General features: G+C 61.1%; 9 protein-coding genes. 4 read left to right on the forward strand and 5 right to left on the reverse strand.

All coding sequences use genetic code 11. The features are described 5' to 3' along the window. Position 1: 1 nt before the first annotated feature. The 4 genes from BUB69_RS08025 to BUB69_RS08040 form a co-directional block, all read right to left on the reverse strand. Positions 2 to 1,741, reverse strand: coding sequence for a copper resistance system multicopper oxidase (locus tag BUB69_RS08025; RefSeq protein ID WP_073164281.1), 1,740 nt, complete (start codon positions 1,739 to 1,741; stop codon positions 2 to 4). A 186-nt stretch (positions 1,742 to 1,927) separates the two neighbouring features. Next, on the reverse strand, positions 1,928 to 2,302 hold the full coding sequence (locus BUB69_RS08030; protein WP_024686287.1) for a YajD family HNH nuclease: 375 nt from the start codon (positions 2,300 to 2,302) through the stop codon (positions 1,928 to 1,930). Between the two features lie 65 nt (positions 2,303 to 2,367). Then, positions 2,368 to 2,844 carry a cyclic nucleotide-binding domain-containing protein gene (locus tag BUB69_RS08035; RefSeq protein ID WP_073164285.1) on the reverse strand — a complete coding sequence of 159 codons (477 nt, stop codon included), beginning with the start codon at positions 2,842 to 2,844 and terminating at the stop codon, positions 2,368 to 2,370. Between the two features lie 82 nt (positions 2,845 to 2,926). Then, complete coding sequence (locus BUB69_RS08040; protein ID WP_073164288.1) at positions 2,927 to 4,987, reverse strand: S9 family peptidase; 2,061 nt, start codon at positions 4,985 to 4,987, stop codon at positions 2,927 to 2,929. Between the two features lie 133 nt (positions 4,988 to 5,120). On the opposite strand from BUB69_RS08040, the gene BUB69_RS08045 reads away from it, so the two are divergent. The 4 genes from BUB69_RS08045 to BUB69_RS08060 are packed head-to-tail and all read left to right on the forward strand — an operon-like array spanning position 5,121 to position 7,810. Beyond that, on the forward strand, positions 5,121 to 5,603 hold the full coding sequence (locus BUB69_RS08045; RefSeq protein WP_073164372.1) for an MFS transporter: 483 nt from the start codon (positions 5,121 to 5,123) through the stop codon (positions 5,601 to 5,603). A gap of 59 nt (positions 5,604 to 5,662) precedes the next feature. Continuing rightward, entirely contained in the window at positions 5,663 to 6,451 is a 789-nt protein-coding gene (locus BUB69_RS08050; RefSeq protein ID WP_073164291.1) for a class II glutamine amidotransferase, read from the forward strand. 41 nt (positions 6,452 to 6,492) lie between these two features. Beyond that, positions 6,493 to 7,017: a DUF2937 family protein gene (locus BUB69_RS08055; protein ID WP_073164294.1), complete on the forward strand. Its 525-nt coding sequence runs from the start codon at positions 6,493 to 6,495 to the stop codon at positions 7,015 to 7,017. 40 nt (positions 7,018 to 7,057) lie between these two features. Beyond that, the gene (locus tag BUB69_RS08060; RefSeq protein WP_073164297.1) at positions 7,058 to 7,810 is read left to right on the forward strand and encodes a 5-oxoprolinase subunit PxpA; all 753 of its coding nucleotides are present in this window, start codon (positions 7,058 to 7,060) and stop codon (positions 7,808 to 7,810) included. Between the two features lie 141 nt (positions 7,811 to 7,951). Here the strand turns inward: BUB69_RS08060 and BUB69_RS08065 are convergent. After that, on the reverse strand, positions 7,952 to 8,149 hold a 198-nt coding region (locus BUB69_RS08065), incomplete at its 5' end, for a transposase (RefSeq protein WP_141121831.1).

Here is an 8,149-nt window from a genome sequence, read left to right on the forward strand (position 1 = left end):
TTCATTCTTCCACCCGCACTTCGCGAAACATGCCCATTTCCATGTGGTACAGCAGGTGACAGTGATACGCCCAGCGCCCGAGCGCGTCGGCGGTCACGCGGTAGCTGCGTCTGGAGCCCGGCGGCATGTCGATCGTGTGTTTGCGCACTTTGAACCTGCCGTTCTCGTCTTCCAGATCGCTCCACATGCCATGCAGGTGGATCGGGTGAGTCATCATCGTGTCGTTGACCAGCACCACGCGGACCCGTTCGCCATATTGAAGCTTCAGGGGCTGGGCGTCCGAGAACTTCACGCCGTCGAATGACCAGGCGAATTTCTCCATGTGGCCGGTGAGGTGCAGTTCGATTGTGCGGCCCGGCTCGCGGCCGTCCGGGTCTTCGAAGGTGCTGTGCAGGTCGGCGTAGGTCAGTACCTTGCGGCCGTTGTTTCTCAGGCCGATGCCCGGGTCGTCGAGTTTGGGCGAGGTGCTCATGGCCTGCATGTCGACCAGCGGGTTATCTGTCTCGCTGTTCGGGTGCGATTGCATCGTTCGTGTCGGCATGGTGCTGTGATCCATGCCTGGCATGTCATGGCCCATCTGGCTGTGGTCCATGCCCGGCATGTTGTCCGGCTTCATGGCGCCATGCTCCATGCCCATGTCGTCCATGCTCAGCAAAGGACGTGGGTCTAACCGTGGCACGGCGGCTGTAAGACCCGGCACGCTGGTCAGCGTGCCTCGGGCAAAGCCGCTGCGGTCCATTGCCTGGGCGAAGACGGTGTAGGCCCCATCGGCGGGCTCGACGATCACGTCGAAGGTTTCGGCCACTGCGATGCGGAACTCATCGACGATCACCGGTTTGACATGCAGGCCGTCGCTGGCGACCACGGTCATCTTCAGGCCGGGGATGCGCACGTCGAAGTAGGACATGGACGAGCCGTTGATAAAGCGCAGCCGCAGACGCTCGCCGGGCTTGAAAGCACCGGTCCAGTTCATGTCCGGTGCCTGGCCGTTCATCAGGTAGGTGTAGGTCGCGCCGCTGACGTCCGCCAGATCAGTCGGATTCATCCTCATCTGCGCCCACATAGTGCGGTCGGCCACCGCCGCGCCCCAGCCCTTGTCGCTGACGTCGCTGATGAAATCGCCAACAGTGCGCTTGTTCTGGTTGTAGTAGTCGGACTGCTTTTTGAGTTTTTTCATCAGCCGGGTCGGGTTTTCGTCCGTCCAGTCGGTGAGCATGACGACATGCTCGCGGTCGTAGCTGAACGGCTCGGGTTCTTTCGCGTCGATGATCAGCGGCCCGTAAACCCCGGCTTGCTCCTGAAATCCCGAATGGCTGTGATACCAGTAGGTGCCGTTCTGCCTGACCTTGAAGTGATAGACATACAGGCCGTCCGCAGCGATGCCGTCGAAGCTCAGGCCCGGCACGCCGTCCATGTTGGCGGGGAGGAGGATGCCGTGCCAGTGAATGGACGTGGTGTCCTTGAGCCGGTTCTTCACCCGCAACGTAACGGTGTCGCCTTCCCGCCAGCGCAGCAGAGGGCCGGGGAGTCCACCGTTGACCGTCATGGCCGTACGCGGACTGCCGGTGATATTGACGGGCGTTTCGCCGATGAACAGGTTGAACTCCGTGCCCGACAACTCCAGTAACTGCCCCTGACGCGGCGCAGCCCGGACCGGACTGCGCCAAAGCCCCAGCCCGCCGAGCAGCCCGCCTGCGGTCAGTCCTTTCACGAAGGTTCGTCTTGATGTTCTGGGAAGCATGATGGCGGATCCGGTCTGTCGGCTCGTCGCAGGCCAGACGGCCTGCGGGTTCGACGGGAAGATGCCACAACGCGAAAGGTCGGGGGATTACATTTCAGTCAGGTGGCGCCACGTCAACTACGGACGGAGCAGCATGACTGTGCGGGGCGCCATACAACGATCTCGCATTCCGTCAGCGCGATCCCGTCATTCGTCCTTCTTCATCAACCCCGCCAGGGCGGCGAACGGGTTGTGGGTGGCCTTGGAGGCTTTCGGCGAGCTGAGCGAGCTGTCGGAGAAATACTGCTGGTCGGTGTAGCGCGAGTGTTCGTTGTCGTGGCAATACAGGCAGAGCAGTTCCCAGTTGGAGCCGTCCTGCGGGTTGTTGTCGTGGTTGTGGTCGCGGTGGTGCACGGTCAGTTCGCTCAGGCGCTTGCCGGCAAACTCGCGGGCGCAGCGGCCGCAGACGTGCGGGTACATGCGCAGGGCCTTGTCGCGATAGCCCATTTCGCGGTCGCGCTGGGCGTCGGCCAGAATGCGGTCCAGCTTGGCAGTGTTGGAAGGAGGATTGGCCGTGCTCATGGTGTCACCTGTTCGTGTGCGCGTTGAAAGCGGAATGTCGGCAGTTTAGCGCCAGATGAACAAACTCACACCTGCTGCGAGAGCAGTTGCCCGTCGACCATGCGCAGGCGTCGCGACAGGGAAATGGCCAGAGCGCGGATGATCTTGGCCGCGATCTTTGGCGCATCCTCAAGCATCTTGTCCAGCGAGTCGCGGCCCAGATTCAGCAACTGGCAGTGGGTCGCCGCGATGCAACTGGCCGAACGACGCTCGCCGTCCAGTACCGCCATTTCACCAAACGCCCGGCCACGGCGCAGGGTGGCGATCTCGACCTGCTGGCCGTCGCTGTTGAGCTTCTGCACGGACACGGTGCCCTGATGAATGATGCACATGAAGGTTCCGGCATCGCCTTCGGCGAACACGGCTTCACCTTTTTCGATGTCGGTGATGCTGAAGTAACCGGCCACCGCCAGGAAATCGCCCGGCAGCAGGGTATCGAACAGGCCGCAGTCCAGCAGCATGTCGCGTATGGCGTTGTTCAGGTTGGACAGTTGTTCTGACATGGTTCGGTCTTGTAATCACGCGTTGGAGAGGGGAGCAGATCCTTGCTCCCGATGCTAGTAAGACAGGCGTTTGGAGCCAAGTTCATTCGCCCGTCTGCAATACCTTGAAGATGAACCCATACTCCAGCGCGACATCGCGCAGGCCTTGATAGCGTCCGCTCATGCCGCCGTGTCCGGCACCCAGTTCGGTCTTGAGCAGCAAAAGGTTGTCGTCGGTCTTCGTGGCGCGCAACTTCGCGACCCACTTGGCGGCCTCCCAGTACTGGACCCGGCTGTCGTTGTAACCGGCGATCACCAGCATGGCCGGGTAGGGTTGAGCGCTGACATTTTCATAGGGCGCGTAAGCCTTGATGCGCTCGTAGACTTCGGGCTCCTGCGGATTGCCCCATTCGTCATACTCGGTAACCGTCAGCGGCAGTTCGGGATCGAGCATGGTATTGAGCACATCCACGAACGGCACTTCGGCAATCGCCGCCTTGAACAGATCCGGGCGCTGGTTGAGCACCGCGCCCATCAGCAGACCGCCTGCGCTGCCGCCACTGATCACCAGTTGCTCGGAACGGGTCAGCCCTTCGGCAATCAGGTGCTCGGCGCAGGCAATGAAATCGCCGAAGGTGTTCTGTTTGTGTTCCTGCTTGCCACTGCGGTACCAGGCTTCGCCCAGCTCGCCGCCGCCACGCACATGCGCAATGGCAAACGCGACACCACGGTTCAGCAGGCTCAGGCGTGCGTGGGAAAACCACGGGTCCAGGCTTTCCCCGTAGGCGCCATAACCGTAGAGATACAGCGGTGTCGCCTGACCGGCCAGTTCGCGTTTGACCACCAGGCTGATCGGTACCTGCGTACCGTCGGCAGCCGCTGCCCAGAGACGCTGACTGACATAGGCGTCGGCGTCGAAGGTGCCGAGTACCGGCGTTTCCTTGAGCACCATTTGCTCGCCGGTCGCCAGTTCCAGTTGACGAACCTGAGGCGGACGATTCAATGACTGGTAACGCAGGCGGATGCGCGGGCTGTCGAACTCCAGTGAGTCCTGCACGTACAGGCTGTACGCCGCGTCCGGCAATTGCACGCGATAGGCGGGCAGGTCCTGAGGGCGTATTTCGATAATCGGCAGGCCGCCTTCGCGCAAACTCAGGCTCAGGCCTTTGGCATTGAGGCCGACGCCTTCGAGCATGACCGAATCGCTGTGCGGGATCAGCGTCTGCCAGTCATCGCGGGTCACAACGCCGCTCGCCTTCTCGGGTGCGTGGTACAGCGCGAAATTGATGCCGCTCTGGTTGCTGCGAATGAACCAGTTCCAGACGCCGTCCAGCAGGCCGTGATCCGGAAAGTACTCGTGGCCTTCGACGCGGGGCGCCAGACAGACGAACGCCTGCCCGGGATGTTCGGCGTCCAGCACCCAGGCTTCGCTGGTGGTCTTGCTGTTGAGCAGCAGCACCAGTTGGCGTTCGGAGCTGGTGCGGAAACAGTGCAGGAAAAAGCGGCCATCCGGCTCGCTGAACACCAGCTCTGCGGACTCGTCACCGAATCTGTGGCGGTACAGCTTGTGCGGACGATGGGTGTCGTCCAGCTCGCCGAAGAACAGCGTCTGGCTGTCGTTGGCCCAGGTCATGCTGCCGTCGCAATCCTCGAACGGCAGGCTGCTGACCTGGCCGGTGCCCAGTTCCTTGACGTACAGCTGATAGACCTCGTCGCCAGTGGTGTCCAGGCTATAGGCCAGACGTTGATGGTCAGGGCTGATGCTGAACGCACCCAGCGAGAAAAAGCCGCCGTCGGCAAGCACGTTAGGGTCCAGCAGCAGCTCCTCGCGACCTTCGTCCACGGTGTTCGAATCATCCGCCGGACGCGGGCAGCGGTAATGGCGCGCGTACTCGTCACCCTCTGTCGTGCGGGTGTAATACAGGTAAGGGCCCCACGGCGAGGGCAGCGACAGGTCGGTTTCCAGGATACGACCTTTGATTTCCTGGAACAGCGTTTCACGCAATGCACTCTGGTCCGCGAGTTGCTCTTCCTGATACTGGTTCTCGGCCTTCAGATAGTCGAGCACCTCATCGGTGTCGCGGTTCTGCAGCCAGGCATAAGGATCGGAGCCGTCGGCCTTGCGAGCGATGGGGGCGCTTGAGGTGGCATTCGAAAAGGACATGCGGGGCTCTCTTTGAAGGCGTCAATAGAATGAAATATGAGTAGACGCTGCACTGAATGAACAACCCATGCAAGCCGGGCCAGTGAAAAGCCGTTATCATAAGCGCCTCTTTACCTGCCTTACCACGGACGACATGACCGAGAACGACTATCTGATCGCCTGGAGCCTCTACGCCTTTGCTGCGTTGGGTTGCCTGTTGGTATGGTTTCTGATGACCGGCTGGATGTGGCGCTACCTCAAGGAGCCGCTGCGGGTCATCGCCGCCGTGCTGCTGTTCACCCCGACCATGGTGGATCCCGCCAAGGACGTCTATGCCCCTGCGGTGGCAATTACTGCGCTGGACCTGATGTTCAAGGTCGGCAGCAATGTGTGGGCTGCCGTTTCGGATCTGGCCATGTACGGCATGTTTGCGTTTGCTGCCTACCTGGTGTTCGGGCTGATCCGCTGGCCGATCGAAAAAAGCCGCAAGGCCCGTCAACCTCAGCCTGTCACCGAACCTGTTGAAGCAGACGCTGAAGACGAACCGTTTGCCGGTGACGAGCGTTATGCTCGCAAAGCCACGACGCCGGCACCGGCCGCTTCGGCGCGGGGCGCGCGGGTCGAGCCGCGTCTGTAGGGTCCCGCTTCGTCGGCCTGCCTTGCAGCCTGAAAACGTCTTGAAGCGAGAACCTGAACATGTGTGAACTACTGGGCATGAGCGCCAATGTCCCCACCGACATCGTCTTCAGCTTTACCGGGCTGATGCAGCGTGGCGGCAAGACCGGTCCGCACCGTGACGGCTGGGGCATCGCCTTTTATGAGGGCCGCGGCCTGCGTCTGTTCCAGGACCCGGCCGCCAGTTGCGAGTCGGAAGTCGCGCAACTGGTGCAGCGTTACCCTATCAAGAGCGAAGTCGTGATTGGCCACATTCGCCAGGCCAACGTCGGCAAGGTCTGCCTGTCCAATACCCATCCCTTCGTGCGTGAGTTATGGGGTCGCAACTGGTGTTTCGCCCACAACGGCCAGCTCGCCGACTTCAGTCCGGGCGCCACGTTCTATCGTCCTGTGGGTGATACCGACAGCGAAGCCGCGTTCTGCGATCTGCTCAACCGCGTGCGTGAAGCTTTTCCCGAGCCTGTCGACGTCGAGCAATTGTTGCCGACACTGATTCAGGCCTGCAGCGAATACCGTAGCAAGGGTGTATTCAATTGCTTGCTGAGCGACGGCGACTGGCTGTTCTGCTTTTGCAGTACCAAGCTGGTCCAGATCACCCGGCGCGCGCCGTTTGGTCCGGCCCGTTTGAAGGACGTTGACGTGATTGTCGATTTTCAGGCGGAAACCACGCCGCACGATGTGGTCACAGTCATTGCCACCGAGCCGTTGACTGCGAACGAAAACTGGAACGCCTATGAGCCGGGCCAGTGGAGTCTGTGGCGCAAGGGTGAGTGTGTCGCCAAGGGCTCTACTGAAGCGGTCATGCCATAAGGGCGCGCGTTCAAACGGAATTCAACGCAAGAGGGATGTCCATGCTGCGAAGTTATCTGCGATTGGTCCTGTTCACCGCAGGCCTGCTGTTCGGTGTACAGGTGCCCGGCTTCATCAGTGACTACAGCAAGCGTGTCGAAGCGCACCTGATCGAAGCCCAGCAAGCGATCAAGGGCTACAACAACACCGCTGCGCAGTTCTTCAAGGGCGATATACAGGCGCTGATCCAGCATTACCGCAGCAGCGAAGATCCAGTGTTCCGCAGTGATGCCGACAACATCGAAACCCTGCTGACCCGCACCCATGTGCTGGAACGTCAGTGGCTGGGCCTGCAAGGGCCGTGGTACTCGCGAGCGTTCTATGTGGCCACGTCTTCGGATCCTGACATTCGTCGCGAGACCTTCAATGGCTATACCTGGCAGGTGTTGCTGGCCCCTGAGGTCATCGCCTGGGGCATCATCAGCGCGTTGCTGCTGGCGCTGGTGATCGAAAGCGTTGTGCTGTTGCTCGGCTGGGTCGTTCATGGCGGACGTCGCAAGCCGCAGCTGGAAAGAGACTGGCGCTAGGCGCGTCAGGCGAGCACCCATTAACACAGGAGGCACGCCCATGGGCAGCCTGTTACTGAACTGCGATATCGGCGAAAGCTTCGGCGCCTGGACCATGGGCCTGGATGCCGAAATCATGCCTTTCATCGACTGCGCCAATATCGCCTGTGGTTTTCACGCAGGCGATCCGAGCGTCATGCGCAAGACTGTCGGCCTTGCGCTCAAGCACGACGTGATGATCGGGGCACATCCGGCCTATCCGGATCTGGTCGGTTTCGGTCGCCGCTCGATGGCCTGCAGCCCGCAGGAAATTCAGGACCTGCTGCATTACCAGATCGGCGCGCTGGCCGGTGTCTGTCGTGCGCAGGGCGGCGAGGTGCGCTACGTCAAGCCGCACGGCGCGCTGTACAACGACATGATGGCCAATCCCGCACAGCTGCGGGCTGTCGTCGAAGCCATTGCCCGCTACGACGATCAGTTACCGCTGATGTTGCTGGCCATGCGCGACAACAGTGGGGCGCAGGCCATCGCCGATGAGTTCGGCGTCAAGTTGTGGTTCGAGGCATTCGCCGACCGTGCCTATGATGGTGCCGGGCGTCTGGTGTCCCGTCAGTTGCCCGGTGCCGTTCATCATGACCCTGAACTGATCATTGCTCAGGCCATCCGCTTTTCACGTGGCGAGCCGCTGCACGCCTCTGATGGCAGCGAGCTGTTCCTGTCGCCCGACACGTTGTGCGTGCATGGTGATAACGCCAGTTCGGTTGCAGCGGTACAGCGTATTCGGGCGGCTCTGAGCGAGCCGTCAGTCAGGTGAGGCGCAGCGAACTGTTAAGGATGCTCCGATCAACTTGCTGCGCAGCGGCGGCGAGTCGCAATTTGCCCGGCACCCAGCGCTATTTTCTGAAAATGGCCTGATGCAGCGCGCGTTGAGGGCGTTTCCGCCCGGTTTTCCGTGTTAAACGCGCAACTCACCCATACCCATCAGCTGTTTTCGAGCCATCCACAGATTCGACAGGGCGAACAGCGTGGTCAGCTGAGCTGTGTTTTTCATCAGCCCACGAAAGCGCACTTTCACGTAGCCAAACTGACGCTTGATTACGCGAAACGGATGCTCGACCTTGGCCCGTGTCTGAGCTTTGCAGTACTCGATCTT

It is taken from the genome of Pseudomonas asturiensis (assembly GCF_900143095.1).
In the GTDB taxonomy this organism is placed as follows: Bacteria; Pseudomonadota; Gammaproteobacteria; order Pseudomonadales; family Pseudomonadaceae; genus Aquipseudomonas; species Aquipseudomonas asturiensis.

Bases quoted from the DNA above. Each gene is read 5' to 3' on its own strand.
- BUB69_RS08055 (WP_073164294.1), top strand. From the start codon at position 6,493: ATGCTGCGAAGTTATCTGCGATTGGTCCTGTTCACCGCAGGCCTGCTG.
- BUB69_RS08060 (WP_073164297.1), top strand. From the start codon at position 7,058: ATGGGCAGCCTGTTACTGAACTGCGATATCGGCGAAAGCTTCGGCGCC.
- BUB69_RS08035 (WP_073164285.1), bottom strand. From the start codon at position 2,844: ATGTCAGAACAACTGTCCAACCTGAACAACGCCATACGCGACATGCTG.
- BUB69_RS08050 (WP_073164291.1), top strand. From the start codon at position 5,663: ATGTGTGAACTACTGGGCATGAGCGCCAATGTCCCCACCGACATCGTC.
- BUB69_RS08030 (WP_024686287.1), bottom strand. From the start codon at position 2,302: ATGAGCACGGCCAATCCTCCTTCCAACACTGCCAAGCTGGACCGCATT.
- BUB69_RS08025 (WP_073164281.1), bottom strand. From the start codon at position 1,741: ATGCTTCCCAGAACATCAAGACGAACCTTCGTGAAAGGACTGACCGCA.
- BUB69_RS08040 (WP_073164288.1), bottom strand. From the start codon at position 4,987: ATGTCCTTTTCGAATGCCACCTCAAGCGCCCCCATCGCTCGCAAGGCC.
- BUB69_RS08045 (WP_073164372.1), top strand. From the start codon at position 5,121: ATGACCGAGAACGACTATCTGATCGCCTGGAGCCTCTACGCCTTTGCT.